General features: G+C 30.8%; 29 protein-coding genes and 4 pseudogenes. 13 read left to right on the top strand and 20 right to left on the bottom strand.

From position 1 onward, the window contains the following. Positions 1–12: 12 nt before the first annotated feature. Positions 13–108: a DUF6906 family protein gene (locus tag IGI63_RS07520; protein WP_373413213.1), complete on the bottom strand. Its 96-nt coding sequence runs from the start codon at positions 106–108 to the stop codon at positions 13–15. Between the two features lie 284 nt (positions 109–392). Between IGI63_RS07520 and IGI63_RS07525 the strand changes: the two genes are divergently transcribed. Further along, entirely contained in the window at positions 393–581 is a 189-nt protein-coding gene (locus tag IGI63_RS07525; RefSeq protein ID WP_002371434.1) for a hypothetical protein, read from the top strand. Here the strand turns inward: IGI63_RS07525 and IGI63_RS07530 are convergent. From IGI63_RS07530 to IGI63_RS07545, 4 genes are all read right to left on the bottom strand, one after another. Further along, entirely contained in the window at positions 568–729 is a 162-nt protein-coding gene (locus IGI63_RS07530) for a hypothetical protein (protein ID WP_002380875.1), read from the bottom strand. The two genes, IGI63_RS07525 and IGI63_RS07530, sit on opposite strands and share 14 nt — an antisense overlap. Before the next feature lie 40 nt (positions 730–769). After that, complete coding sequence (locus IGI63_RS07535) at positions 770–1,168, bottom strand: DUF961 family protein (RefSeq protein WP_429975582.1); 399 nt, start codon at positions 1,166–1,168, stop codon at positions 770–772. Next, complete coding sequence (locus IGI63_RS07540) at positions 1,168–1,494, bottom strand: hypothetical protein (RefSeq protein WP_010826740.1); 327 nt, start codon at positions 1,492–1,494, stop codon at positions 1,168–1,170. The genes IGI63_RS07535 and IGI63_RS07540 overlap by 1 nt, the downstream gene beginning before the upstream one ends. 85 nt (positions 1,495–1,579) lie before the next feature. Continuing rightward, entirely contained in the window at positions 1,580–1,831 is a 252-nt protein-coding gene (locus tag IGI63_RS07545) for a hypothetical protein (RefSeq protein WP_010777935.1), read from the bottom strand. Between the two features lie 745 nt (positions 1,832–2,576). On the opposite strand from IGI63_RS07545, the gene IGI63_RS07550 reads away from it, so the two are divergent. The 4 genes from IGI63_RS07550 (at position 2,577) to IGI63_RS07565 (ending at position 5,287) form a co-directional block, all read left to right on the top strand. After that, a complete protein-coding gene (locus IGI63_RS07550; protein ID WP_002394275.1) occupies positions 2,577–2,960 on the top strand; it encodes a helix-turn-helix domain-containing protein in 384 nt (127 codons plus the stop codon). Continuing rightward, positions 2,957–3,616 (top strand): ImmA/IrrE family metallo-endopeptidase, encoded by a 660-nt coding sequence (locus IGI63_RS07555; RefSeq protein ID WP_429975583.1) that lies wholly within the window; start codon positions 2,957–2,959, stop codon positions 3,614–3,616. The genes IGI63_RS07550 and IGI63_RS07555 overlap by 4 nt, the downstream gene beginning before the upstream one ends. A gap of 15 nt (positions 3,617–3,631) precedes the next feature. Further along, positions 3,632–3,967, top strand: coding sequence for a winged helix-turn-helix transcriptional regulator (locus IGI63_RS07560; RefSeq protein ID WP_002402309.1), 336 nt, complete (start codon positions 3,632–3,634; stop codon positions 3,965–3,967). A gap of 99 nt (positions 3,968–4,066) precedes the next feature. Further along, positions 4,067–5,287, top strand: coding sequence for an IS256 family transposase (locus IGI63_RS07565; RefSeq protein ID WP_429975584.1), 1,221 nt, complete (start codon positions 4,067–4,069; stop codon positions 5,285–5,287). 53 nt (positions 5,288–5,340) lie between these two features. Here IGI63_RS07565 and IGI63_RS07570 read toward each other — a convergent pair whose 3' ends face one another. The 4 genes from IGI63_RS07570 to IGI63_RS07585 all read right to left on the bottom strand — a co-directional run bounded on the left by IGI63_RS07570 (position 5,341) and on the right by IGI63_RS07585 (position 8,738). Further along, positions 5,341–6,672 carry an FAD-dependent oxidoreductase gene (locus IGI63_RS07570; RefSeq protein WP_429975585.1) on the bottom strand — a complete coding sequence of 444 codons (1,332 nt, stop codon included), beginning with the start codon at positions 6,670–6,672 and terminating at the stop codon, positions 5,341–5,343. A gap of 98 nt (positions 6,673–6,770) precedes the next feature. After that, positions 6,771–7,706, bottom strand: a complete 936-nt coding sequence (locus tag IGI63_RS07575; RefSeq protein ID WP_171803825.1) for an aldo/keto reductase — start codon at positions 7,704–7,706, stop codon at positions 6,771–6,773. 14 nt (positions 7,707–7,720) lie between these two features. Beyond that, entirely contained in the window at positions 7,721–8,140 is a 420-nt protein-coding gene (locus tag IGI63_RS07580; protein WP_002365234.1) for a MerR family transcriptional regulator, read from the bottom strand. A 16-nt stretch (positions 8,141–8,156) separates the two neighbouring features. Further along, positions 8,157–8,738, bottom strand: coding sequence for a histidine phosphatase family protein (locus IGI63_RS07585; protein ID WP_002380883.1), 582 nt, complete (start codon positions 8,736–8,738; stop codon positions 8,157–8,159). A gap of 221 nt (positions 8,739–8,959) precedes the next feature. Between IGI63_RS07585 and IGI63_RS07590 the strand changes: the two genes are divergently transcribed. Further along, the gene (locus IGI63_RS07590; protein WP_002365236.1) at positions 8,960–9,289 is read left to right on the top strand and encodes a winged helix-turn-helix transcriptional regulator; all 330 of its coding nucleotides are present in this window, start codon (positions 8,960–8,962) and stop codon (positions 9,287–9,289) included. 78 nt (positions 9,290–9,367) lie between these two features. After that, complete coding sequence (locus tag IGI63_RS07595) at positions 9,368–9,976, top strand: hypothetical protein (protein ID WP_010816771.1); 609 nt, start codon at positions 9,368–9,370, stop codon at positions 9,974–9,976. Positions 9,977–10,102: 126 nt separating this feature from the next. Here IGI63_RS07595 and IGI63_RS07600 read toward each other — a convergent pair whose 3' ends face one another. The 8 genes and pseudogenes from IGI63_RS07600 to IGI63_RS07635 all read right to left on the bottom strand — a co-directional run bounded on the left by IGI63_RS07600 (position 10,103) and on the right by IGI63_RS07635 (position 16,505). Further along, complete coding sequence (locus IGI63_RS07600; protein WP_429975586.1) at positions 10,103–11,152, bottom strand: hypothetical protein; 1,050 nt, start codon at positions 11,150–11,152, stop codon at positions 10,103–10,105. 284 nt (positions 11,153–11,436) lie between these two features. Beyond that, positions 11,437–11,676 (bottom strand): hypothetical protein, encoded by a 240-nt coding sequence (locus tag IGI63_RS07605; RefSeq protein ID WP_002394283.1) that lies wholly within the window; start codon positions 11,674–11,676, stop codon positions 11,437–11,439. 249 nt (positions 11,677–11,925) lie between these two features. Next, the gene (locus tag IGI63_RS07610) at positions 11,926–12,237 is read right to left on the bottom strand and encodes a CPBP family glutamic-type intramembrane protease (protein ID WP_429975988.1); all 312 of its coding nucleotides are present in this window, start codon (positions 12,235–12,237) and stop codon (positions 11,926–11,928) included. Continuing rightward, entirely contained in the window at positions 12,213–12,290 is a 78-nt protein-coding gene (locus IGI63_RS07615; RefSeq protein ID WP_429975989.1) for a hypothetical protein, read from the bottom strand. Before IGI63_RS07615 ends, IGI63_RS07610 begins: the two co-directional genes overlap by 25 nt. Before the next feature lie 1,087 nt (positions 12,291–13,377). Further along, the gene (gene hchA, locus IGI63_RS07620; protein ID WP_429975587.1) at positions 13,378–14,241 is read right to left on the bottom strand and encodes a glyoxalase III HchA; all 864 of its coding nucleotides are present in this window, start codon (positions 14,239–14,241) and stop codon (positions 13,378–13,380) included. 505 nt (positions 14,242–14,746) lie between these two features. After that, positions 14,747–15,282 (bottom strand): annotated as a pseudogene (locus IGI63_RS07625) (C39 family peptidase); the annotation flags it as partial. 150 nt (positions 15,283–15,432) lie between these two features. Beyond that, positions 15,433–16,127, bottom strand: a pseudogene (locus IGI63_RS07630) (M23 family metallopeptidase); the annotation flags it as partial. Positions 16,128–16,313: 186 nt separating this feature from the next. Beyond that, positions 16,314–16,505: a hypothetical protein gene (locus IGI63_RS07635; RefSeq protein WP_429975588.1), complete on the bottom strand. Its 192-nt coding sequence runs from the start codon at positions 16,503–16,505 to the stop codon at positions 16,314–16,316. A gap of 201 nt (positions 16,506–16,706) precedes the next feature. Here IGI63_RS07635 and IGI63_RS07640 point away from each other — a divergent pair, with 201 nt between their 5' ends. The 6 genes from IGI63_RS07640 to IGI63_RS07665 all read left to right on the top strand — a co-directional run bounded on the left by IGI63_RS07640 (position 16,707) and on the right by IGI63_RS07665 (position 21,948). Further along, positions 16,707–17,906, top strand: a complete 1,200-nt coding sequence (locus IGI63_RS07640) for an efflux RND transporter periplasmic adaptor subunit (RefSeq protein ID WP_429975589.1) — start codon at positions 16,707–16,709, stop codon at positions 17,904–17,906. Between the two features lie 2 nt (positions 17,907–17,908). Continuing rightward, on the top strand, positions 17,909–18,595 hold the full coding sequence (locus tag IGI63_RS07645) for an ABC transporter ATP-binding protein (RefSeq protein WP_429975590.1): 687 nt from the start codon (positions 17,909–17,911) through the stop codon (positions 18,593–18,595). A gap of 4 nt (positions 18,596–18,599) precedes the next feature. Next, the gene (locus tag IGI63_RS07650) at positions 18,600–19,832 is read left to right on the top strand and encodes an ABC transporter permease (RefSeq protein ID WP_429975591.1); all 1,233 of its coding nucleotides are present in this window, start codon (positions 18,600–18,602) and stop codon (positions 19,830–19,832) included. Between the two features lie 41 nt (positions 19,833–19,873). Further along, positions 19,874–20,545: a response regulator transcription factor gene (locus tag IGI63_RS07655; protein WP_429975592.1), complete on the top strand. Its 672-nt coding sequence runs from the start codon at positions 19,874–19,876 to the stop codon at positions 20,543–20,545. Positions 20,546–20,696: 151 nt separating this feature from the next. Further along, the gene (locus IGI63_RS07660) at positions 20,697–21,071 is read left to right on the top strand and encodes a hypothetical protein (protein ID WP_429975593.1); all 375 of its coding nucleotides are present in this window, start codon (positions 20,697–20,699) and stop codon (positions 21,069–21,071) included. A 16-nt stretch (positions 21,072–21,087) separates the two neighbouring features. Next, entirely contained in the window at positions 21,088–21,948 is an 861-nt protein-coding gene (locus IGI63_RS07665) for a HAMP domain-containing sensor histidine kinase (protein WP_429975594.1), read from the top strand. Positions 21,949–22,310: 362 nt separating this feature from the next. On the opposite strand, the pseudogene IGI63_RS07670 reads toward IGI63_RS07665, so the two are convergent. The 3 genes and pseudogenes from IGI63_RS07670 to IGI63_RS07680 all read right to left on the bottom strand — a co-directional run. Beyond that, positions 22,311–23,615, bottom strand: a pseudogene (locus IGI63_RS07670) (IS1182 family transposase); the annotation flags it as partial. Between the two features lie 113 nt (positions 23,616–23,728). Next, positions 23,729–23,937, bottom strand: a pseudogene (locus IGI63_RS07675) (cold shock domain-containing protein). A gap of 904 nt (positions 23,938–24,841) precedes the next feature. Continuing rightward, positions 24,842–26,155, bottom strand: a complete 1,314-nt coding sequence (locus IGI63_RS07680) for an NCS2 family permease (protein ID WP_002355107.1) — start codon at positions 26,153–26,155, stop codon at positions 24,842–24,844. Between the last annotated feature and the right edge of the window lie 116 nt (positions 26,156–26,271).

Here is a 26,271-nt window from a genome sequence, read left to right on the forward strand (position 1 = left end):
CGCCACCCCCTTTCAATAATAAATTTCCTTCAAATTACCACTTTCTTTATGAAGAAAAATCACACTACTCTTCAACCGTCTTTCTACTAACCAATTTGTTGGATTCAATCAGCAACTTTTCAACAACTCTTTTTCTTTCCTAACTAGACGTTTCTCTTGCTTCATTTAACCTCTCCTTTTCTTTATTATTAATGTCTATTAACAAATCTTGTTAACACAAATTAATAGTAAAAAGGGGCACTCGTTAGAATGCCCTTTTTAGCTGTTAAACGGTGCTACCGATTCGTCTGAATATGATATTTACTTTCGTTTCAATTCCCACATCCAATTATTTTTTTCAGAAATTTCTGGTTCAGTGGTAAAATATTAACAAAAGGAGGTGTCCTATAATAATGCTAAAAACAATTGAAAAAGCATGTGAAATAGACATGCAATCCGTAACAATTATTCTTGCCAACAACCAAAGACTCAAAATTGAAAAATTCCAATCAATTATTGATGATAAAATTTTAGAATTTATCAGCTCCAATATTCAATACTACATTCCTGAAAAAAGTATTCTCTATTTTACAACGTCTTAAGAGACACCATTGTTCGTTGCATTTCATGATCTAATTTAATCGAAAGATAATTTAGCGTTACTTTTGCTTGTTCAAAGGTAACGTTGTTTTGTGCCAAAACTTTATATAACTCATCACCTATTTTTTTTAATTCTTCCCTTTTACTCATTAAATCTACCTCAATCTAATATTTATTTTTGCTAATTTGCTTAATTCTTATTTTCTTTTTGTAGTGTAGGTTGCGCTGGTTTAACAGCTCCTACTTTTTTAATACCCACTGCACGGACTTTAAACGCTTGTTCTGTTTGTACATTGTCATTAAAACCTTTGTAAGCATTAAGCCATCCACGAGCCGTTACATTTCCAGTCAACTCGATTTCATCATCATAATTGATACCACTAACGTCATAGCCTGGATCAATCGCAATTTCTACTTGGTCATTTAATTTGCTAGAATAAACCGTTACTCGTTGTTCACGAACTTCGTCAGTCACATTTCCTTCACCATCACGTTCATTAATTGCAACTACTTCTAAGAAATTCATCTTACCAAATGTTCCTACTACATCAAAATTGTCAATCGTGTTATTTTCAAATGATAATCCCATTATTTATTACCTCCAACTACTTCTAAACGTTTTGCATAAACTACCATGTCAATTGAGCGACTATTTCCAATGTTATTCCGTTTTACATTGATTCGAGCCACTGGTTCAATTAATTTTACTTCTTCACGGCCATTCAACATTTGTGAATTTCGTAAATGAGGAACAAAAATCTCAAAATCACGTTGCTTTTCGCTTGAAGCGGTGAACACACGACCACGAACAGGTGCCCCATTTACATAAATGTCACGTTCTGTTTTATAAACAGCTTTAATTTTACTTCCTAAATTTTTATCACTTAATGCAATTTCTTGAATTCTATTTGCCAAAATAATTTCCTTCTTTCACTAATTTTTATACAAAAATAAACAGTCAACCTTTGACTGCCTTTCTCTCTTTATGCAATTCTTCTTATTAACTAAAAAACACAACTTGACAAGGTTTATGATAACCTGTCATTTTATATGTTCGTTGTAAAATCTGATTTTTTAATAATCGACTTTCAATTGTTAAGCGTTCCATGTTTGTTAACTTAACCGCACTCTTACCTAACTTCTTACGTTCTAAGTTATAGCTCTTTTCTATATCCGAAATAGAAAAAGCTTTTTTCTGTCGTTTCATACGTTCAACAAACTTCTCAACAAAAAGTAATAGCTCTTCTTTCATTTTTATCCTCCTTATTCACTTAATAACAAATTCTGTTCTTTCATTTAAAATAAAAAAGTACAACTAAAATAATACAGTTGTGCTTACTAAAGTTAATATTGAATATTCTTTTAGAAAAAATCTTTTCCACACTTAAAAATAACAACTTTAATTGTATTTCAATTTTAGATTCTTACGTTCATCACAATACATAGAATCATCTTCAATGGCTAGTGACTTTTACATTACATCACATCACGGCACATTAGATAGTACTGTAATATACGGTGTACAGCTCTCCTCCTTTTATTGAGCTTGCATAGATTTTTTTATTCAATCTAGTTCAGCAACTATCTCCAACGTGTCTCACGACATGGTTATTGAAAATAATCTGACAGCTCTGCATTAATCTGTCATCAATATGGCTCTAGTTAAAGATACTACTGCCACCTTGCGTCCCATTCAACGGCTGGTACGCACCACCTCAACAAGACTTACAACATTTAATGAAAACTTCACCCTTGTTTTATCTCGTCAAATACCGTACAATAAAAGTGTCTAAGTTTTATTTTACGGCGTTTACGAAATGGAGATTCATTTTCTTCTCGTGAACGCTTTTTTGTTTATTCAACCGAAAAGTTAAACATTTTGTTTAACTCGTGTTAAGAATATACCTTTTAAAATAAATTGTCAACACTTTTTGTTTAACTTTCTCAATTTTGTACACAAAAAGTTTATAATGTACTTATAAGAGGAGGTAAAACCAGTGCAACCATTAGCAAAAAGACTACAGCTTTTAAGAGAAGAAAAAGAATGGACAAAAACATATGTTGCAAAACAACTAGGTTTAAATAACTTAGGAACCTATGCAAACTGGGAATATGGAACACGTGAACCAGATTCGGAAATGCTATCAAAAATTGCTTCCTTATATGATGTATCTACCGATTTTTTACTAGGTAGAACAGAGGAAAGAATACATCTAAACGACAAGGAAAAAATTGGAAAAAATATCATTTCTCATTTTCGTTTAAATACTTCTGATATGGACATAGAAGATATAGAAGAATTAGAAGAAGAATTAATCGACTTTCAAGATTTTCTTATAAAAAAAGCAAAAGAAAAAAAGGAACGTAACAAAAAAGATTGATTGGACTGTTGTTGGTGGATTTTATTAGTAAAAAACTCTATTTTGAAGCATTTAATTTTTCAAACAAATTAATAAAAGAAGTATCTTACTATTCTTCCAAAAATATTGAACAAGTTAAATGCTTTGATATTGAAAAATATGTAAAAGAAGTTGAAGATGTTGAATTTGTTGAATACACGTTTCAAAAACAACTTAAAAGACGGATGCTTGGTTCAATCTCTAAAGTAGACGATGAAGTCATTATAACAACAAACAAAGAATTAATGTTAGAACGAAAAAATTTCACTAAAATGCATGAGGTTATGCATTACTACATAGATATACCTAAAATTAATAATGCAACCCATACTTTTTCTGATATTCTTTTGAAAAATGGTTACTTGATGGAAGATTTTCCAAAAGAATATCGTGCTAATGTCGGTGCTAGCATGTTAATGGCAAATGACCAAGCATTGTTTTACGCATTAAAAAAGTTTTATTCATTTGAAGAAATTGCACAATACTTTTTTATGAGCAAATCTGCATTAAGAAATAGACTCATCGAGCATCTTATATATGTAAATAACTGTACTTTTGCACACGCTAATACACTTTTTAACAATTATTACTTTCATAAAGAAACTGATATCTACAGATTTATTTTTAATGATTCATAAAAGGAGTGTTACATAGTGGATAAAAACGTAGAAAAAAAATGCCCTGTAGAGGCTTTATCTAATATACTTGGAAAAAAGTGGATTCCCCAAATAATAGAATCCCTAAACGGAGGATCTATGCGCTTTGGAGAAATTTGCCGATTGCTTCCGAATAGTTCTCCAAAAATGATCAAACAACAACTAAAACTTTTGGAAGACAATGAGATTGTTAAGAATGAAAAAGAAGTTTTCAATAATACTACTTCGTCTACTTATTATTTGTCTGAAAAGGGAAAAGATTTAGCAACTATTGTTTTACAGATGAAATTATGGGGTCAAAGAGAATTAGATTGTACAAATCTAAAAAATTGAAGTTCATTTCATAACTATAGAAATGAACGAGGGTGTACAATATTTTGTGTAAGTTCCAAAATAGTAGAATAAACAAAATTAGCTTGGAGGAACGAACCAATGAGTATGCTCTCAAAAGATCAAATCAAAGAAATGATTCAACAATACGACATTGAGACCACAGATGACATTAAAAACGCCTTTAAAGAGTTGTTTGGCGAAGCGGTTCAGGAAATTATGGAAGCAGAATTGGACACGCATTTAGGTTATGAAAAGCATTCCAAAGAAAATAAAGACACAATGAATAGACGCAATGGGACTAGTTCTAAGACCCTGCGGTCTTCAGAGTATGGAGAAGTCCCACTCGCTGTCCCTCGTGATCGAAATGGTGAATTTGAGCCAATGATCATAAAGAAAAATCAAACCTCTTTATCTGGATTGGAAGACCAAATAATTGCTATGTATACCAAAGGATTAAGTACGCGCGATATTCAGGATCATTTTGCTGATTTATATGGCGCTGAAGTGTCACCTACTTTGATTTCAAATGTAACCAATAAGATTTTACCTTTGGTAAAAGAATGGCAAAACCGCCCGTTAGAAGCACTTTATCCCATTATTTTTATGGATGCGATTCATTTTAAAGTGCGGCATGAAGGCCGTATTCAATCAAAAGCGGCTTATGTCGTTTTGGGAGTAACGATTGAAGGCTACAAGGATGTTCTAGGTATCTGGATTGGTGAAACCGAGTCGTCAAAATTCTGGCTGCTTGTGTTAAATGAATTGAAAAATCGCGGGGTACAGGATATTTTGATTGCCTGTACGGATAATCTAGTAGGGTTTAGTGACGCGATTCAAGCAACTTTTCCGAAAACAGAAGTTCAAAAATGCATCGTGCATCAAATTCGCAACAGTATTCGATTTGTTGGCTATAAGGACTTGAAAGCGATAACGACTGATTTAAAGCCTATCTATAAAGCTTCTACAGAAGAATTAGCGTTGGAAGCACTCAGTGAATTTGATGAAAAATGGGGCAAAAAATATCCAATTATCACCAAAAGCTGGATGGACAATTGGACGGAATTAGCGACCTTTTTCAAGTATCCTGCAGAATTACGCCGCATCATTTACACAACGAATGTGATTGAAGGGTTTCACCGGCAGCTTCGCAAGCCAACAAAGTCAAAAAGTGTCTTTCCATCAGAGGAGTCGCTGTTAAAAATGCTGTATCTCATTACGATGGATGTCACAAAAAAATGGACCATGAAGGTCCAAAATTGGGGTCAGATTTTGTCACAATTTGTCATCTTTTTTGAAAATCGCGTGACTGATTATATTTAAAGGAGATAGAACTTACACAAAATTCTTTACAGACCCAAATGAACTTCAATTTTTTATTTTAGTAGATCATTTAAAGATTCCGACATAGTAGGGTGGGTATACACTCTATCACGTAATACTTTATAGTCCATATTAAAATCCATTGCCAACGAAATAAGATTTATTAATTCATGAGATTCTGCACCATATAAAGAAGCTCCCAAAATCTTTTCAGTTTCTGCATCTATTATTACTTTAAAAATTCCTACTGTCTGATCAATAATATGGGCTTTAGGTATAGCTTTAACAGGTAAACTAAAAACTTTATAGTTTACTTTGCTTTTTTCTAACTCTTTTTCTTTTATTCCAACACTTGAAAAAGGTGGTGTTATAAATACACTGTACGGTATATTACCTCTATTCATAGTATTTCTCTTTTTGTCACCATAAAGATAATCCACTATTATTCTATAATCATCTAAAGAAATATAGGTAAATTGTAGGCCCCCTTTTACATCGCCTATTGCCCAAATATTTTCCACAGATGTTTTTAAAAATTCATCTACAACAATAGCCCCATAACTATCCGTTTTTATATTTGTGTTTTCTAATCCTAAGGTATCTGTATTAGGTTTTCTACCTGTAGCTACAAGCAATTTAGACACTTCTACTTTCTTTATTTTACCAGCTTGAGTATATATTACTTCAGTATAATTATCCTTATCTATGATATGGTTTATAGATACGCCTAACCGAATATCAATTCCCTTATCTAAAAAATCTTTATATATTAATGTTGAGATATCTTCATCTTCTCTAGGTAAAAATTCAGAGCTAGCATCTAAAATACTAACTTTGCTTCCATAAGAATTAAACATTGATGCAAATTCTAACCCAATGTAACCAGCACCTATAATAACTATTTTTTCTGGTGCTATTACTTGTTCCATAGCAGTTGTAGAATCTAAAACATTTTTACTTTTATTTAACCCATCTATAGGTAATTTGATAGCTTTTGAGCCCGTATTAATAAAAATACGTTCACCTTCAACTTGTATTTTCGTATTATCTGTCTTAGTGATTTGTATGATTTTATCTGATAAAAATTTAGCTTTTCCATTTAAAATAGTTATATTCTCTTCCTCAAAAAGGTTATTGTAATTTTTTTCTCTCAGCTTACTTGTCAAACTATTTTTTATTGAATGTGCCGTTGACATATCTACATGTTTTTCTCCATTAATTATTAAAGATTTTGATGGTATACATCCTACATTAATGCATGTCCCTCCATACATTAGTTCAGATTCTTCAATCATCAATACCTCTTCACCACGCATAGCAATTTCTTTTGCTAGTGTTTTCCCTCCCTTTCCAAAACCGATAATTATATTTTTATATTTGTTCATAACAATCACTTCCTTTCTAAAATAATTTTATAAGGTTTTATTAAAGCTAGCAATTAGTTACTTTAAAGTAACCATATGGACCTATCTTTTTAACTCCTTTAATCCACATTAATTTCAGTGTCTAGCATTCTATTCATAAACCATTCCACTTGCTGTGGTGCGTCATGATCAAAGAAAGCAGATTCTTTCATGTCTAAATTCGCTATCTTTTCAATGTCTCCTTTTGAAAGCTCAAAATCAAAAATATCAATGTTTTCAGCCATTCGTTCAGGATGGACTGATTTTGCTAAAGCTACAATCCCTCTTTGCATTAGCCAGCGAAGCACAACTTGACCAATTGACTTGCCATATTGCTCACCGATTTCTTCTAATACTGGATTTTTGAATAGTTCATGGCGGCCTTCTGCAAATGGTGCCCAAGCTTCTATTTGTACTTCATATTTTTCGTGCCATTCCTGATCTTCAATTCGCTGATTCCATGGATTCACTTCAATTTGATTAATTTGAGGTTTTACTTCATTCAATCCAACAAACTCAATCATTTTAGCTGACTTGAAATTTGAAATTCCTATTGCACGCAATTTCCCTGCTTTTTGAGTAGCAACCATTGACCGCCATGCACCATAAATATCTCCATATGGTTGATGAATAAGATAAAGATCAAGATAATCCAATCCCATTACTTTAAGAGAATGTTCAATCGTTTCCTTAGCTTTGCCCTCTGATGCTTGAAGAATAAACAATTTAGAGGTAATAAAAAGTTCATCTCTAGTGACCAGATCTTCATTGATGGCACGTTTGATTCCCTCACCTGTTTCTTTTTCATTTCCGTAAATAGAAGCTGTATCGATCAAACGGTATCCTGCTTTAATGGCTTGATAGACTGCTTCAGCTGTTTCTTCTAATGGAATTTGATACACACCAAATCCCAATTGAGGCATTTCTACACCATTATTCAAAGTAATTGTTTGCATATTGTTTTCCTCCTCTAATTTCTTTACATGTTCTATCCTAAATCTTAGAGTTAAATACATAAAAAGAAAAAAATTTATTTTTTTCGTTCCCATAGTTTTTCGACTTTATCAGGATCCAATTCACCAGCTTTAAATTTTGCAATATGATCCTCATATGTTTCTATCTTGTACACAAGTAATTCTCTTGTTTGTTGCATTTCCTCTAGCTTTTTATCTAATTCTACTAACTGTTCTTTTAAAATATGCTTCTGCGCATCTTCTACATTTTGTTTATCTCTAAGTTGTGCTAAAGTTGAAAATTCAATCAAAGATTCTATAGATAAGCCTGCATTACGAAGATTTTTTACTAAATAAACCCAATTTAAATCTTTAGTTTTATAGTCTCTATATCCACTACTGTTTCTTGATACAGGAGGTATTATTCCCACTCGTTCATAATATCTTAACGTATCTACTGTTAAATTAAACATTTCTGCTGCCTGTTTTATATTCATTATTGTCTTTACCTCCTTACTCTAAATGTGAAAAATCATGATTAATAATCTCTTCTAAGTAAAACTGATCATTCTCAAAACAAAATTTCATAATACTACAGTTACCAATAGGAGCTTGCGGTGTAATATCACTTAAATGCGCCCACTCTCTTATAAATTGCCTACAAGCTGCTCCATGTGAGACTACTAAAATAGTTTTACCTTGTTCTTTCTGCATAATATTTACTAAGCATTTTGTTACTCTTTTTCTAAACTCTATTTCTTCTTCACCACCATATTGTACAAAAAAATCTCTATAAGGTAATGGTGGATTTAAATATTCATGCTCCGCTTCTAATCTGCCAAAATTCCATTCTTTTAAGCCTTTATGCCTCTCATAGTTTATTTCTGTAATTAATTCTAATGTATCTGAAGCTCGTTCAAGAGTAGAAGTGTGTGCACCATCAAATACAATACCGTTTTTTTCAAAAAATTCTTTAGCTATCTTAGCTTGTTCAATTCCTTGTTTTGTTAAAGGAGAATCGCACCATCCTTGAATTTTTTTTTGTTGATTGAACAATGTTTGACCATGTCTCATTAAATAAAGTGTCTTTTTCATCTATCTAACTCCCTACTATCTATTTTTCATCATTATAAACCTTGAAGTTAACTTCAAGGCAACTGATTATGTTTTAAAATATATATCTATAATTTTTCACACAATATTAGCTAAAATAGAAAGTCTATTAATAAAATTTTATTAGATATTTCCGTTGAAATTATCTATAAATTTAATTTATACTATAGATAAATTAAAAATTCTATTCGGAGAACAAAATTATGAAAAAAAATCCACAATTACCTATTTGTGATGTAGAAACAACAGTTAAACTAGTTAATAGTAAATGGAAGGTCTTGATTATCCGGGATTTAATGACTGGTTCCAAAAGAAATAGTGAGTTAAAAAGATCATTGAGTGGAATTTCACAAAAAGTTTTGACAGCTAGTTTAAAGTCAATGATTAAAGATGGCCTTGTTGAACGTATTGATTTTAAAAAAAATCCACCCCATGTCGAATATAAATTAACTAAACTAGGAAATACATTATTACCTGTAATTGAATCTATGAGAGAGTGGGGAGAATTTTACAAAACACAAGTTAACATATAGTTACATTTTTGTACCTACTTCTCATTCTAAAAAAAATAAGCTATCCTTATATTATAGAAAATTAGGGAGCGTGAAAACATGGATATAGAAATGTTTGATTTTGAGCAAGTAAATGTAAATGCCAAACTTACTACTTTAAAAAAAGATATTGTTTTAAGAGTTGTAAAATCAAATAAAATAATGGAATTTGATGAAAATACCTACGCTAAAGTAACTAATTTTTCTTTTCATAATGGTATAATTGAAGTAAAAATGTTAAGTAGGTTATTGTCGAATGCTCCAAACTTTGCTCGAGGTTTTATCGGTATTGCATTCAGGATAAATGATGATGATTCTAAATTTGAATCTTTTTATATACGCCCTACCAATGGTCATAGCGAAGATCCTATAAGAAAGAATAGAGCAGTACAATATTTTTCATACCCCAACTATACCTTTGAATATTTTAGAAATCTTAATATAGCGGATTATGAAGGTTCAGCTGATATTATGCTTAACGAATGGATTACTTTAAAAGCCATAATTCAAGAATCTAGAGGTGAATTTTATATAAACAATAATGAAACTCCTTCTTTGGTTGTAGAGAACATGAAACTTGGGGAGGCTGCTTCTGGTAGTATAGGATTGTTCGTTGATATCGGTACAGAAGCGTTTTTTAAAGATTTAAAAATTATAAAATTCGATTAAATAATAACAATTGCATGCAATAAAAAAGTCTGAAAAGCATTAACAATAATGTTCTCAGACTTTTTTTATAAACAGTTCAAAATATTCATTACATTGATTATTAACATTTAAATTACTTTAATGTTCTTACATTTTATGCTCTCTTTCAGGATTTTTTACTAAGTTAGCTCCTAATAATCCAAATAGGGAAGTAATAATTAAGCCAACGACCATTGCAAAAAATCCCCAAATAGATGCTTTAGCTGTCGTGTTTGATGCATCCTCTGCCGCTTGTCTTGCTTCATCGATTGATTCTTTCAAATCATCTTTAGCTTTATCTAAATTAGTACGTGCAGTGTCAATTTGTTTTTGCGCTTCATCACTAGCTGTTTTTAATTCATTGTAAATATTATCTGTTGCTTGTTGAGCTTCTTCTTGAGATAAGTCGCTATTTTTCGCTACAGCATTCGCAATCGCGTTTTTATCTACGGAATCGCCAATTTTTTTCGCTTGGTCTTGTAAAGAATCCGCTGTAGAATCAAAAACCTTATCTGCATTTTCAGGATTTTTTATAATTTCTTTACCAGCATCTTTGATTTTATCAGTCGCTTCACTCATTTGATCTTTTAAATAATCTGGTTGAAGTTCTGGAACATCCGTATCTTTTAAATATTTATTTACATTATTTTGTAGTTCTTGTGTATTGACCGTGCCAATTTCATCAGTTACTTTATCAAAACCTTTTGAGATCGCATCGCCAGTAGTAGAAGCAACTGCCCCAACACTATCCCCTACACCAGAAGCAACATTTCCTAAAAGGGAACCGATTGCTGAAAATGTACTAACAGCTGTATAACTCACTAAAAGCATTACTACAATCATACTTGTTGCCCATGTTAAGAAACCGTGCAATAAACCAATTCTTTTAGCCGCTACACCAGATACAAATCCTGCAGCCATCAGAGATAACACAATAGTAATAATCGACCAAATAATGAGTCCAGTCCCAACTCCATCTAAAGGGTTACTTGATGTCGGTTTTAAAGTACCGAACCCAATCGCTGATCCAATAAGTCCAAGAGTCATAAAAATAGATAGAAATGTAATTACTCCAGCAAAAACTGATCCCCAAGAAATGTTTGTCCCCGCTTCATCGTCTGTAAAATAAGTTCTGAATCTTGTATTGCTTTTTTTCATTTTATATATCCTCCTAATTTTTATTTACAATAAAATTTTATAGGATGTTATTTATTTATACAAATATTTTGATTTTCTATAATTATAAAGAGTTATTAAAAACAATCTATAAAGAAATCTTTACATTTATTCAGCAAAAGAGATCAATAAATTAAAAGATGTGTCTCTATTAATATTCTATAAAAATTTTTCTATAGCAACTTTTTAATTTTACTTAAAAATGTTAAACGTATAATGAATTTGAACACTGTATAATAATATTTTGTATATTTTTTATCCTTAATTTAATATTTATTTAGAACTCGTACTAACAATGATATTGCTGGAACTATCATTGCTAATTTAACAATATATAAAAAATTCACTAAACTATTTTCCCAGCTAATTGGAATGACAATACCTAGAATATTCAAAAAAATGATTACTAAAAAATCACCTGCTAACGCAATAAAAATTTCAATCACATCTGATGTTCCTTTATAATCAAAAATTCTTTTCCAATAGTTAAGATATAGTTTAAACATATCATCATCTCCAATTTTAATTCCATAATAATTAGTACAAAAAAAAGTATGAACTTTTATTCCTATTTATTGTGTATATAAATTATGCCTAGAATAATCTCAAGCTTATCTTCTTCACTAAACATACAATTGTGAACTCGCTTTTTTTAATTATATAGATAGATGTAATTCTCAGATAAATTTATTTATATAAAAATCATTTTATTAAATCATTTTTTGTAAAATTAGAATAGGTACTCAAATACTATGTTAATGCATCTTCTTTAATGAAAGTATTGTAGAAGGTACTATCAATATTATAGGTATAAGGATTTCAATCATAGAACTATCTTGTTTGACCAAAGAAATATTGCATGTAAAAACTTGAGAAAATGAGCCAAAAAAATTGAAGCTAGCGTGTAATAATATAATTGTAAAAATATTGTTTCTCTTAGAATAAATTGTTCCTAAAATCATACCTAAACAAAACGTATAAAAAACTTGAGTTAGCGTTCCTTTAATTAACCATGGTTGATCTATCAAATTTAATAGATGTACTATACCAAAAAAAAAATAGACGATATTGTTACACTTACTCTAGGAGAATAAATACTAGATAGACGTGTTAAAACAATTCCTCTAAATAGTAATTCTTCAAAAACACCAAAAAAGCATGTTAAAAGAAAAAGAAAACATTTCTAATTTGAAAACCATCTAATTTATCACTAGAAATAGAACCTAAATTTATTAGAAAAAAATTACCATTATCAAAAAATTAAGTAGCGTCCATCCCTAAAAAAAGATTTTAGAGTATTTTTTAAATTTTTATAACCAATTTTTACACTCAAAATACGAATACTAAAAAAAATAATAATTAATGGTAACGTATAAGTTAGTGCACCTTTAATTGTTAGTTCATTATTTTTTCCAAATAAAAAAAGCACTTAATTGCAAACTTAATAAATTGATAACTATAACAGTCAATAACTCTATATTTAATTTAATTTTTTTATATTTATACACATAATACACCTTCTTATTAAAGTTTAATTTTCTCCATCTATACTTATACGTAAATTTCTTTATCGAACTTTAAGATATATATAATTGATATCGCTAATTAAGAATCCCAACTATTTACTTTTTACCTTCAGATTTTAATATAAGGGAGGGTATTTATATTGTATTAAATCTCACAAATCTTCTAAAATTCAATCACTAAATAGAGAATGTAAAACTATGCTAATTTAACACATACATCTTTCAATATACTTCTGTCTAGAAATTAGCTATTTGTCAAACACTATTTTTAACTTATAATTTTATATCGATGCCTAATATATAATAATTAGGAACTTCTTTAATTTAAGAATTATAAAAATGTTATTCTTTTTGTGTAAATGTTATTTTTCCAGCATTATTGTTCTGAGAGCCCCGTTTATTTACCATATCTTTTTATATAAAAATTTCTCCCTAATATTTATAAAATAAAAATTATTGATTTTTTTAGCTAAGGCGTATCTACGTCTATATGAATTTATTCATTTTAAATTAATCAAACCTCCCTATTTCAAGAAAGGTTTGATTAACTTTGAATATAAATTAATATTTATCTATTCTAACTATTCACTTCTAAAAACAAACTGTTAAACCCATTAAAAATCCTATTAATTTCATGTTTTTGTACAACACTAATATTTTTTTATTAGTAATGAAATTTTTTTATTGATCCACCATTTCTAACAACTCATTAGCAGCAAGAATCCCCAAATTATTAGCAGCAAGTGGACTATCTCCTGTTAATAGATTACGATCTTTATGAACTTGTCCTGTAATATCTTCATTGAGAACTTTTACTCCATTTTCTTCCAGTGTTTCTTGTAAACGCCATTTCAATAGTCCTGGCATATATCCAATTTCTTGATTAGCACCTTCATCCAAACTATCTGGAAAGACAGTCATTTCGTAACCATCAAAAAGAAAATCTCCGTCATTAAGAGTTGCAGCTAGCAATGCAGCAGGTCCATGACAAAGAGTCACTACTTTCTTATCATTGGTCATAGCCCAATTGAGAATGTCTTTGACTTCTTCACTTTCAGGAAGATTTAGCAATGCTCCATGACCACCAGGGAAGAAAACTGCCACATAAGGAGAATTATCGGCCATTACTTGAGGTAAAATTTCACTTAGCTTCAAAGGGTTCTCAAACTTAGCAAGGTAATCATGGTAAAAGTCCATCACAGCCTCGTCTTCTTCTGGCATAGCCCACATTTCTAACTTGATGGAGTTACCAGAAAGAGTAGCAACATCAATGTCGAACCCCGCTGCAGCCATGTGCATCATAGGTAGCAAAGTCTCTACAGGATGATTACCTGTAGAAAACAATTTCCCGTTTTGTACTTGGACATAGCGCTCATCTGATCCAATCATTAAAATCTTTAATTCTCCTCCAGAATAAGCCTTATTAAACTTATATCCATCAAAAGGTGTAACTGGACTTGTATAAACACTCAATGAGTACTCTGATGGGAAATAAGCATTATGTTCTGCATAATCACGTACGGGCTTTTTACTTAATTCTGTCATTATTTTTCCTCTTTCCTATAAATAATCTAGCGAAAGTTTTAATATTTTTGTTAACTTAAAAATTTCTATAAATTTTTAATATACTTAGCATCTTACAAAAACGACTTTCACCATATACTATATTCCCAAAATCTCTTATTCGATTTTAGGTGAAAATATTTTTACCATCTATTTTTTTATCTATGACAACCATAATGCTCAATATGGTTTTAAAATAGAAAATCTAGAAATCAGCTTAAAATTAGTGTAATATTTAAAACTATTTTTATTGTTCAATTCACTATTTTATAAAATTCCATAGTTTATTATTTATAAATATAAACTACTAGCACACTCATATTTAACGAATTCATGGCGTTTAAATCTTTAACTATTTTAATCATCAGGAGAAACAGATATTGAAGTTATGATTTTTTTACTTGATTTATGGTTATTTATTCACTAGTTTGTTGATAATAAATAGAATATATTTATTATCAACAAACTAAAAAATAAGTAATAGATCTTAATAAATCGCAACCGCAAAGTTTCTTTCATTATATATACTTTCAAATGTATTCTTATCGATCCAATATTTACCAGAAATCGGATCCGATACGTGAAGTTTTCCTTTTTTTGAATCATAACCATCTAAAGTTACTGCATGATTATTATTTACTGCTCTACCAAAATTCCATATTCCCCATCGTGCCGGTTGAAATTTTATCGTTACCCAAGCAACAATTGGATTATTATTTTTCACTTCATTTAGTAATTCATCTAAAGAATGACCTGACATATCTTTTACATCACCATATGCTTGTCCCCATTTTACTAAAGGAATAGTATAGATAGCGGATTTCAACAAAAGGACTACCTACAAATCTATCATAAGGATTTCCACTAGGAGAGATAGGGATCGTCTTCAAAAACTTGATTAAGTCCCAATCTGAAATTTTCCCTTTATATTGTAATCCTTGTAATAGTGAGCTCCCTCCACCCACTAAGTGCTCCTAATGCATACTGATCATAATTTTTTACTCCAAGTAAATTATAGCCTTCAGAAGCAAAAGCATTGGTACCCAGCATAAAGAATACTCCAACAACAGAAAAAATAAATGATTTTTTCAGTATATTGACTGTATCTTTATTTACACTCGTTCACCTCTTTAAAATTTATTAAATGCGTAATCATGCTGTTATTTTTTAAATTTAAAATGGATTAGACTGTGAAATACCAATTTGCAAGCGATCTAACGGTTCCCCAAAAATTCCTGCATAACTATCTAATCCAGGAATAGAACCATTATCTGCACTTACTTTTAACCATCCTGATCGTTTCGTAGTTTGTAAGCAATAGTATGCTTGTGATAATTTTTCTCCCTTAGGAGTTATATAGTTTAACTGAACACCATCAATTACTTGTCCCTGAATACCTGCTACACCATTCACTGTATCATTTTTATTTCCTTTATTTACCCAAGCTAACCAGCCACTTTGAGCTGTATGAACACGATACTTCATTCCCCCTTTATCTACCTTAATATAAAGCATGTCATGTTGACGATTAGGATAACCTGCAAAACCATCATTAGTATTGTTAAAGTTTGTTACTTCCCCTAACCAAGATTCCCTAAGGACGTGTAAACCATAATGTACATTTGTTGTGAAATTGGTTGGTCCTGGATTGGAGGTGTAGGCGTAGATCCTCCTTGAAGTATAGGAATTGGGTTAAACCAAGTGCCATCATCTTTATTCCAAGAAGAATGAGCAGCACACCATTCTTTCTTTGTCATTCCTAAATGTAAATGACTAGAAGTAAAGTTTCCTATAAATTGTCCTTTGTTAACAGTTTGTCTCGTGCTAACTTTAATATCCCCAACATTTCGGCTAAATTCTTGATAGATTGATAACTAACTGCTTATAAGGCCCCCAATTGGTCTTTTATCTATGTGTTCGCATAAATCGTTAGGGTATATTACACCATTCAATTTATATGGAGCAATAAATTTGTCAACGAAAATACAAAAATTGACCCGGAAAAAATTTTTTCCGGGTCAATTTTTCTTAGCGAACTCAACTTCTAGTTAAGTTTATTTACTTGAATCCTCATTCCCTTGTGATGATTGTCCTGTCAGTGCAGATTGAGCTTCTTCTACTTTTCCACTTTTACTATCAGAAGTATCTGTTTTCTTTTCACCACAAGCTGCCATCATTATACACCCTAGTGTAAATATTAAACTTAATAATATCATAGTAGTTAGTTTTGTTTTGTTTTTTGTCATAATAATCCCCTTTTCTAGTAAGTTGTTTTCAGTATAGCTAAATATAGCATGAAAATATATAGATAAATTGTGGGGTTCAAGTGATATTTACATGTATAAAATACCAATTGTAATCCATTTTAAATCCATTTTAAACACCTCGTTAATACATACTAATTTGTTAAACTATCATTACTAAATTAGAAACGAGGGGATTCTTTAATGAAAAAAAAATTTTTTATATTTGGCCTTTTAAGTATATTACTTCTATTAATAGGTATATATACTACCTTTTTTCAAAAACAAAAAGAAGTCAATAATAAAAAAAATAATTTTGAAATTATTTCTATAAAAAATTTAACTACTCAAAATGAAGATGATTCTACTTATTTAACTGGCAAAATTGTTCCTAATGAGATTAGCAAAATCAATGCTGATAGTACAAAAGGAGTTATTAGTGAAGTCTATGTAAAAGTAGGCGATTCAGTTAAAAAAGGACAAAAACTTTTTTCTTATAACAATCCTGAAAGTCAATCAAATTTATTAGATGCACAAACAAACACTTCAAAAGCTCAAAATAAAATTAATTCACTCACCCAAACGATTAATTCAAAAACGACACAATTGAATAGCAAAAAAAGCGAATTAGCCGATGTAAAGCAAAAAATAAGTGTCTCCAAGGAAGAAGAGAAAAGCGCATTGAAACAAAATGAAAGTCAATTAGAGGAAACAATCAATACTCTTCAAACAGATATTGACTCTGCTAATAGTGACCTGAATGATGCAAATTTAGATTTAGAAAAGGCTACACAAGATCAAAACATTCAACAGAAAAAAAATGATCAAGAAACAGTTGTTTCGACAGTAGATGGGATTGTACAAAAAGTTGATGAAACACAAGTGAATACGACTATTGGTACGGGTAATACAAGTAGTTTCATGGAAGTCATGGACACTTCCTCTCTCAAAGTACAAGGAAATGTAAGTGAATATAAAAAGGATGATCTTGCTTTAAACCAAAAAATAAAAATTATAGATCGACAAGATCAGAATAAAACATGGTCTGGAAAAATAGTAAAAATTGATCCAATAGCAAAGGAAGAAAAAGATGATAATACTATTTCTAGCTATCCTTTTGAAGTTTTAATGGATGGGAATAATAATGTCTCTAGTATTGGAAATCATGTTTATGTCCAACCTGAAAAACAAAATAATACTAAAATAAATATTCCTACATTATACGTTTTTAAAGAAAAAGATAAAAATTATGTTTGGAAAGTAACAGATAAAAAAGCATTCAAACAAGAAGTAACTATTGGTACACAAAAAGATGATCAAACAGAAATCAAAACTGGTCTTACTGCTACAGATGAAATAATTGTTCCTACTTCAAAAATCACAAATGGACTGAAGGTGAAATAATAATGATTACTTTAGAAAATATTTATAAATCTTACTGGCAAGGGGAAAACGAAATTCCTATTTTAAACAACATCAATCTAAAAATTGATCGCGGGGAATATGTTTCTATCATGGGGCCGTCGGGTTCTGGTAAGTCTACCCTAATGAACATCCTTGGATGTTTGGATCGACCAACATCTGGTAATTATTTCTTAAATAATTGCAACGCATCCACTCTAAATGAAAACCAAATATCTGAATTAAGAAATAAAACGATTGGATTTGTTTTTCAAAGCTTCAACTTACTTCCGCGATTATCTGTCCATAAAAATGTAGAGTTACCATTAATTTACTCAAAAGTAGACAAGCATTCCAGACAAAAAAGAGTGCTCTACGCAATAAATCAAGTGGGATTAAATGATCGTGTGGATTTTAAACCAACTATTTTATCTGGAGGTCAAAAACAACGTGTAGCAATTGCCCGAGCATTAGTTACAGATGCAGATGTTATTCTAGCTGATGAACCCACGGGTGCTCTTGACACAAGAAATAGTCAAGAAATAATGACCCTATTTGACAATCTACATGAACTTGGAAAAACGATTATTATCATTACTCACGAGCCAGAAATTGCTGATTATACTAAACGAAAGATACTCATTCGTGATGGTCATATTACTTCGGATTCTAATTTTTTTATAAAGGAGTGATTCAATGTTTGAAAATATTATTCTTTCTCTCGAATCAATTTGGGAACATAAATTCCGCTCAATATTAACCATGCTTGGGATAATTATTGGGATTGGCGCAATCGTTGCAATTTTTAGTATTGTGGAAGGAAATACTGAAAACACAAAAAAAAGTATGCTTGGTGGCGATAATAATAGTATTACTTTGATGTTCGATACAGAAACAAACTTGAAAGGAGGATTTGGTGGTGTAGGAAGGCAACCATCTTATTTTAAAGATTTTTCTCAGGATAAGCGAAAAGAATTAAAAAAAATACCTAAAGTGAAAGATACCACCTTCAGTTATGATAATCAAACAGAATTTTTATACGGTAGCACTAAAAAAGATGGAAAAATAGTTGGAATAACAGATAATTACTTTAACTATAATGACTATTCACTAGTTCGAGGAAGAACATTCACTCCAAATGATTACATTAAAAATAAACAAACCATTGTTTTAGATGAAAGCTTATATGGAAATTTTTTTAAGAATGATGACGGTCTTGGAAAGTTAATTGAAATTAAAGGTTCTCCTTACCAAATCATTGGAGTAGTAAAACAAAAAAAAGAATCTTCTCCCGGGATTTATTCAATGGAGGGGCAAATTAGTAAAGGTTTTACTTGTTACCTTAATTGGCCGAAATATATGGGAACATTAAATCCTATACCAACCATCATGGTTAAAACAGAAAAGGCAGATGATTTACAATACACAGCCCAATCAGTGGCAGACTATTTAAATAAAAGTATCGATAAAAAAGAATCAAATTGTTTATTTGGTGTTTATAAATCAGAAGATTTAGAAAAAAGTATTACCAGTTATTCTCAAACACAATATAAACTATTAGGTGGTATTGCTAGTATTTCATTAATCGTTGGTGGAATCGGTGTGATGAACATCATGCTTGTTTCAGTGACAGAAAGAACTAAAGAAATAGGTATTAAACGAGCACTTGGAGCACGAAGAAAAATAATTTTAGAACAGTTTCTACTGGAAGCTATATCTCTAACAATAATTGGAGGTATCCTAGGTATCATTTTGGGGTTAATCAGTGGTAAAATTGCTACACTTGTTTTAAATTACCCTTATTATATTTCACTTTTCTCTATCCTTGGTAGTTTATTATTTTCAGTAATCATTGGCCTCGTTTTTGGTCTACTCCCTGCCATAAAAGCATCTAAGCTGGATCCTATTGAAGCATTGCGCTATGAATAAGAATGATACTGAATTATACTATAAACGTGGAGGTGATTTTTATGAAAACCATTTTACTAGTAGAAGATGACGAATCACTTTTAGAGGTTACTTATTCTTTTTTAACCGCTTCTGGATACAACGTCCTTACGGCAAATAACGGCATACAGGGCTACGAGCAATTTAAAAATAATGAAATTGATTTATTAATAACTGATATTATGATGCCTAAATTGAACGGATATGCTTTAGTTGAATTAATTCAGATGGAACAAAAGCATATCCCCATATTTATGCTCACTGCTTTATCTGGAGAGGAGGATGAACTAAAAGGATTAGAATTAGGCATAAATGATTATATACAAAAACCTTTTTCTTACAAAGTTTTTTTAAAACGTATTGAAAATATATTGAATAATGATCACGAAAAACCTATTATAGAAGAAATTTTAACTTGTGGTAATATCCAAATTTTTCCAGAGAGTTATATAGTACTCGAAAATAACAAACAAGTCTCGTTGACAAAAAAAGAATTTGAAATATTAGTCGTTTTAATTCGAAGAAAAAATAAGACAGTCTCTCGCCAAAAAATTATTGAACTAGTCTGGGGATACTCCGATGAAATAGATACTACAATGTTGAATTCCCACTTAAAAAATTTGCGTCAAAAACTAAATTCCGGAACAATCCAAACAGTTAGAGGTGTTGGTTATAAAATTAGCGAGCTATTTTAAAAAAAAAATTAGTTATAAACTATTCATAGTTATGTTTGGAGTGCTATCAATTTTTACGATATTAGGATACATTATTCTTATCCTGTTATTCCCTAAATTTTACTATGATATTCAATTAGAAGATTTAAAAAAAAATGAAGACAAGATAGTTATGGCAGCGAAAACTAATAATGCTGATAGATTAAAAAAAGCTGCAGATCAATTTTTAATAGAAACGGAAGTAATACCTATTATAGCCGATGAAAATAATAGTATTTTTTATATTCCTACTACTATTATTTCTAGTGGTATTCAAATAAATAGAGCCATACAATCAAACTCATTGAGTAGAGCCCCTATTCCTTCAGATTCTGCTGTTGCAGTAGTTGAATTTTCTTTTAAAGGTAAAAATTATTCATTAAACTACTCCCCTAATGTACGAACAATTAAAGATACCACACAGGTACTAATCAAATTTTCTACTTATTTTTTATTTTTTGCAATTCTACTTAGCATTTTAATTGCTTATTTTTTTCAAAACAGATAGTTGTACCTCTAAAAAAATGAATAGCATAGCAAAGAATATGGTGAATTTAGATTTTCGTCATCAAGTAACTGTAAACTCTGATGATGAATTAGGAGAATTAGCTAATAGTTTAAATTATTTAGGCATTTCATTGCAAAAAACTATGAAGAAATTAGAGGATAAAAATGACTTGCTGACTTCGGAGTTAGAGAAAGAACGAGAATTAGAACAACTTCGCAACGAGTTCATTATGGCTATTTCTCATGAACTAAAAACACCATTAGCCTCTGCCATGGGAATCATTGAGGCCATGGAGTATGAAATTAAACCTTACGATGATCATAAAAAATATCTTAAAAAAACTTATACTATTTTAGATAACATGGCTCAATTAATTCAAGAAATGTTGACTATATCTAAACTAGAAAAAAATTCTGAAGTATTATTAACAGAAAATATCGATCTCAATGAACAATTAAGAAATATAACGTTAAATCTAGAAAAAAATCCAAATTTTAGAACAAAAAAAATCTCATGGCAAACAGATCATAAAGTAGTTGTTAATACTAATCTAAAAATGTTACAAAAAGTATTACAAAATATTTTAAGTAACGCTTTCCTATATACTACAAAAAACGGAAAAATAAAAATTACTACTAAATCAACTAAAAATGGAGTATATTGTAGTATCTTTAATACTAGTCCTCCTATATCAGAAAAAGAATTGTCTAAACTATTCGAGCCCTTTTATAGGTTAGAAAAATCTGGAAATAAATCTACGGGAGGTACGGGTGTGGGGCTATTTATAACAAAACAATTCTTAACAAAATTGACTGTGTCTTATCATATTAAAAATGTAAATAATGGTATTCTATTTGAATTATGGTTTAAAAATTAAGTAAGATAGTGAATAATGTTTTGTTTAAGTTTCAAAATGTAATAATTAAATATATAGAAACTTGCTATAACACTAAACAGATGTATTCTCATCATGGTTGGCAATCCGCAACGTTTACTACTTCCAGAAGACTCACTTGGTTTCCATCCATTAAATCCCATAAATTTTCCTCTTTTCTGTAGTTTAAATTTTTTTGATACAATAAATATTAAAAAATAACGGATCAAAAATTGATCCGTTCAGACTGTAGACAAAAAGGAGTGGCTTAATTGCCAACTCCTTTTTGTTAGTTTTTGTATAAATTTGAAATAAAAAGCCATAGGCTTTTTTGTTTTCCATAGCCATGTGGCTAGTTTTTTTTAATTCATAGCAGCAAACGTAAGCATCGTGTGCGCAGCGACTTTTTCAAGACCTCGATATTTCGTCCAGCGCATACCATGCTTTTCTTTTGCATCTGCAAATATTCGTTCAATGGTCTGTTTTCTCTTTTTGTAAATTTCTTTATTTAACGCCGTATGGCGTTGGTGTTCAAGTTCATCCATAAGATCAGCCCAAATATGCCGAGTTACAATTTTTTGATAGTTTGCACTCGAAGTACAGGTTTCAAGTAATGGACAACTCCTACAAAATTTTGGATTTGATTTATAGGTTCGATAGCCATCACGAGTGATAGTTGAAAATAACAACGGTTGATTATTAGGGCATAAATAACAGTCAAAATAGGCATCATAAACAAAGTCTTTTTTACGAAACATTCCTTTTACTCCATGAGGTGCAGTATATGGAAGAATCGGGTAGAGTTTCAAGTGTGACAGAAAATGAACAAATTTAGGCGTCTTATATCCTGCATCAGCGACAACACGCTTTATATTTGGAAAAGCTCTTTTCGACTGTTTAACCAGATCGATTGCGACTTGGCTGTCATGCACATTTCCTGGTGTGATTAGTGTAGATAAGATAAAACCGTTATCTTCGCAGGAAGTATGCGCAGAATAAGCAAATTGTTTTTCTCGTTCTCCTTTAACATAGTAGCCACTTTCTGGATCTGAATGACTAATTTTTTGAAGACTCAACTCACTTTCTGTGTCCCATGTAAAAGGACGTTTTCCTACAGCAATACGTTCTTTATTTATTTCATCTTCTAATTCATCTTGATAAGCTTTAGCTTGACCGTAGGTCATTTCTTTTGTGAACTTATGTTTATTGGCATTTGCTTTGATATGAGTAGAATCAATATAAAGGTTGTCTTCCGTAACGAAGCCAGCTTTGACAGCTTGTTCTAAAATATGAGAGAAAATATCCTCAAATAAAGTTGTTTCTCTAAATCTTCGAACATAGTTTTTACCAAAAGTAGAGAAATGTGGGATAGGATCCTCGAATGAATATCCTAAAAACCAACGATAAGCAACATTTGTTTCAACATCTTTAATTGTCTGTCTCATCGAACGGATACCAAATAAATATTGGATAAATACTAATTTAATTAAGATCACTGGATCAATACTGGGACGACCATAGGTCGAATACGTGGATTCTACAATGGGATAAATAAAATCAAACTGAATCGCAGCATCAATCTTTCGTACCAAATGATCTTTTGGTACAAGATCATCAATTGTTAACATAGCAAATTGATTTCTACCTTCAATCGATTGTTTTCTCATCATTAGAATCACTCCCAAAATAGTTTATGCAATCAGTATAAAACAAAAAAACTGCAAACAACACTCCAAATTTGGGAGTTTGTCTACAGTCTGACGGATCAAAAATTGATCCGTTATTACTCGTAATTAAGCTTTTGTATATTAGCAACTTGTGGATCACGCAGATCTTCTTCAGCATCAAACGTTGCGGATTCCCCTTCATCTAAAGTTTTAAATCCATCTGTTTGAATAGCTGAAAAATACGCAAATACATCATTGCCATCTTACCTATAATAAGTCCAAAAACTTTGTCTGCGTTGAACCATTTTACTATACCATTGTTCATATATATTTCCTCCTAGTGCATTAAAACATGCAAGTTATTATAAAAAATGTTAATTGGCAAAAGGAGAAGTATAGTTTTTAAATATATAACTCAAATTACTTGTTCACTATAACACATTAATATTGAATTATGTTTATTCATATTAGATATTGATAAATATGAGAGAGTTGATCACGCAATTAATTGTTGCAAGGAACTCATGTATATGTATTCAAAAAAATTTTATTCACTAATCAAATAAATTTTACTCTAAAAACACTATTATTTGCAATAGTGTTTTTATTTTAAACTCCACTTTTATCAATGGGATTAACTTTACTATTTTTGTACTGAAAAATCTAAAAATATTTTATTAGACAATAAAAAAATTAATAACAAAATAATTATCATTAATTTTTCTATCTTTATATCACTGAAAATTCTAATAAAAATAATTTTTAAAACATTCATTTTATCACATTAAAATTATAATATAAAATTCATATTCACATATTTTTAAATTTCACCTCTTTTATAACAATTGTGAATACCTTGTTTTATGAATTAATACTTCCTATAAGGAAAGCATATTATTTAATATCAAAACATATTTAAGTATTTAAAAAGCAACAACTGCTAACACAAGTGCTAACAATCATTGCTTTTTGAACTTATTTACTATGCAAATAAAGACATTAAAAACCAGTATTCTCAATATATTTCAACAGAAACTACTACCTGAAACCATAATTTCTGTATACTTCACTCAATTAATTCCTCTCTGTTCCTGTATCTTCACAGGTCAATGTCTTTGCAAATTATACATCAAATAAGGGGCGTTTTTCTAGTGCTTAGTCGAAAAAAAATAGTTGATTCATAAGTTCATTGTCTTATGAATCAACTATTTGATAACTTTCTCTCTTGCTTATTGCGCATTCAGGATCCACATGAATCCGACAAAAACAAAGAACAAGCCATACATAATTGGCGAAACTTCTTTCCCGCGTTTTGCCGCAATCATTGTAATTGGATAGAAGATAAAGCCTAAGGCAATCCCATCTGAAATGCTGTATGTCAATGGCATTCCTAACAAGATTAAGAAGGAAGGAATCGCAATTTCCATCTCGTTCCATTTAATTTTGCTTAAGGATTGTGCCATCAAAACACCAACAATAATCAACGCTGGTGCTGTAACTTGCGAAGTGACAACTGCTAACAAAGGAGAAAATAGCAAACTGAAAATAAATAAAATCCCGGTTGTAATAGCTGTGATTCCTGAACGACCACCCACAGCAATCCCCGCAGATGATTCGACATATGCGCCAACTGGCGATGTCCCTAATAGAGAACCAGCTAACATCGCTGTTGAATCAGCGGCTAAAGCTTTCCCCACACGCGGCATTTTATTGTCCTTCATAAAACCTGCTTGATTGGCTAAGCCCACCAACGTACCAGCCGTATCAAAGAATGTTACTAATAGGAACGTTAAAACCACGACCCACATTTGAATCGTATTGATATCTTTCACATGTCCTAACGCCACTAAAAATGTTGGTTCTAAACTTGGCGCGCTTGAAATAATCTTATCAGGCATTGGAATAACCCCTGTCGCTAAACCAACAATCGTTGAAATTGCCATCCCAATAAAAATACCACCAGGCACTCGACGAACTAACAAAATTGCAGTTACGACTAAGCCGACAATGGTGACCCACGTTGAGCCAACGTTCAAAGGTCCTAAGCCAACGAGTGTCGCATCATTAGCCACAATTAAGCCACCTTGGCTTAAACCAAGAAAAGCAATAAACAACCCGATCCCACCTGAAATGGCAAATTTCAAGTCTGCAGGAATTGCATCAATAATTAGCTCGCGTAATTTAAAAATTGTAATTAAAATAAATATCAATGAAGCCACAAAAACGCCTGCTAATGTCGTTTGCCAAGGAATCCCCATACCAACAGAGACTGAATAAGCAAAGAATGCATTAATTCCTAAAGCTGGTGCTGTCGCAATCGGATATTTCGCCAACACACCCATTAAAATACAACCTAAGGCACTCGCTAAAGCGGTGGCAGTAAAAACAGCGCCTTCGTCCATGCCAGAAGCACCAAGTACGGTTGGATTAACGAACAAAATATACGCCATTGAGATAAATGTGGTGAAACCAGCTAACATTTCTCGTTTCATATTCGTATTCAATTGTTCAAGTTCAAAATATGAACTTATTTTTTCTTTCATGTTCCGTCCTCCTAAAATCTAAACATTTTACAATGTTCGTAAAATATTCAATTTATTAATGAAACAACGTGTTTAATCATATAATAAACCAACAAATAAGTAAATATCAAATTCTA

Origin of the sequence: Enterococcus sp. DIV0086 (assembly GCF_050498705.1) — a bacterium.
Lineage (GTDB): Bacteria > Bacillota > Bacilli > Lactobacillales > Enterococcaceae > Enterococcus > Enterococcus faecalis.

Coding starts and splice junctions, on each gene's coding strand:
- IGI63_RS07525 (WP_002371434.1), top strand. CDS start 393: ATGCTAAAAACAATTGAAAAAGCATGTGAAATAGACATGCAATCCGTA.
- IGI63_RS07530 (WP_002380875.1), bottom strand. CDS start 729: ATGAGTAAAAGGGAAGAATTAAAAAAAATAGGTGATGAGTTATATAAA.
- IGI63_RS07535 (WP_429975582.1), bottom strand. CDS start 1,168: ATGGGATTATCATTTGAAAATAACACGATTGACAATTTTGATGTAGTA.
- IGI63_RS07545 (WP_010777935.1), bottom strand. CDS start 1,831: ATGAAAGAAGAGCTATTACTTTTTGTTGAGAAGTTTGTTGAACGTATG.
- IGI63_RS07565 (WP_429975584.1), top strand. CDS start 4,067: ATGAGTATGCTCTCAAAAGATCAAATCAAAGAAATGATTCAACAATAC.
- IGI63_RS07570 (WP_429975585.1), bottom strand. CDS start 6,672: ATGAACAAATATAAAAATATAATTATCGGTTTTGGAAAGGGAGGGAAA.
- IGI63_RS07575 (WP_171803825.1), bottom strand. CDS start 7,706: ATGTATTTAACTCTAAGATTTAGGATAGAACATGTAAAGAAATTAGAG.
- IGI63_RS07580 (WP_002365234.1), bottom strand. CDS start 8,140: ATGAATATAAAACAGGCAGCAGAAATGTTTAATTTAACAGTAGATACG.
- IGI63_RS07585 (WP_002380883.1), bottom strand. CDS start 8,738: ATGAAAAAGACACTTTATTTAATGAGACATGGTCAAACATTGTTCAAT.
- IGI63_RS07590 (WP_002365236.1), top strand. CDS start 8,960: ATGAAAAAAAATCCACAATTACCTATTTGTGATGTAGAAACAACAGTT.
- IGI63_RS07595 (WP_010816771.1), top strand. CDS start 9,368: ATGGATATAGAAATGTTTGATTTTGAGCAAGTAAATGTAAATGCCAAA.
- IGI63_RS07600 (WP_429975586.1), bottom strand. CDS start 11,152: ATGAAAAAAAGCAATACAAGATTCAGAACTTATTTTACAGACGATGAA.
- IGI63_RS07605 (WP_002394283.1), bottom strand. CDS start 11,676: ATGTTTAAACTATATCTTAACTATTGGAAAAGAATTTTTGATTATAAA.
- hchA (WP_429975587.1), bottom strand. CDS start 14,241: ATGACAGAATTAAGTAAAAAGCCCGTACGTGATTATGCAGAACATAAT.
- IGI63_RS07635 (WP_429975588.1), bottom strand. CDS start 16,505: ATGACAAAAAACAAAACAAAACTAACTACTATGATATTATTAAGTTTA.
- IGI63_RS07640 (WP_429975589.1), top strand. CDS start 16,707: ATGAAAAAAAAATTTTTTATATTTGGCCTTTTAAGTATATTACTTCTA.
- IGI63_RS07645 (WP_429975590.1), top strand. CDS start 17,909: ATGATTACTTTAGAAAATATTTATAAATCTTACTGGCAAGGGGAAAAC.
- IGI63_RS07650 (WP_429975591.1), top strand. CDS start 18,600: ATGTTTGAAAATATTATTCTTTCTCTCGAATCAATTTGGGAACATAAA.
- IGI63_RS07655 (WP_429975592.1), top strand. CDS start 19,874: ATGAAAACCATTTTACTAGTAGAAGATGACGAATCACTTTTAGAGGTT.
- IGI63_RS07660 (WP_429975593.1), top strand. CDS start 20,697: ATGGCAGCGAAAACTAATAATGCTGATAGATTAAAAAAAGCTGCAGAT.
- IGI63_RS07665 (WP_429975594.1), top strand. CDS start 21,088: ATGAATAGCATAGCAAAGAATATGGTGAATTTAGATTTTCGTCATCAA.
- IGI63_RS07680 (WP_002355107.1), bottom strand. CDS start 26,155: ATGAAAGAAAAAATAAGTTCATATTTTGAACTTGAACAATTGAATACG.